Below are 290 nucleotides of genomic sequence, written 5' to 3' on the forward strand. Positions count from 1 at the left end.
GAAGGACGGCGCGACGCCAGCGGGGACATCGCCTTCCCGCCGCTGTGGGGCGACCACAGCTTCAACATCGGCGCCGGCATGGCGCGCCTGTACAAGGCCGCCGGCTTCATCAAGCACAACATGCCACCGGCGGTGACCCGCGAGCCGCCACTGGGCCAGCAGGTGATGCCCGACCAGGATGCGGTGGACATCGCCGGCTATTTCATCAACCAACCGCGGCCGGACTTCGCCAACAAGGGCAAGGATTGGCCACGCGACCCGAAACCCAAAGACGCGCGGTACCGAAGCCG

Annotated in this window: 1 pseudogene; it reads left to right on the top strand. The window is 67.6% G+C overall.

Going from position 1 to position 290, the window contains the following annotated elements:
* Positions 1-290, top strand: a pseudogene (locus tag EN846_RS34590) (cytochrome C); the annotation flags it as partial.

It is taken from the genome of Mesorhizobium sp. M4B.F.Ca.ET.203.01.1.1 (assembly GCF_004791025.1).
Classification (GTDB): Bacteria; Pseudomonadota; Alphaproteobacteria; order Rhizobiales; family Rhizobiaceae; genus Mesorhizobium; species Mesorhizobium abyssinicae.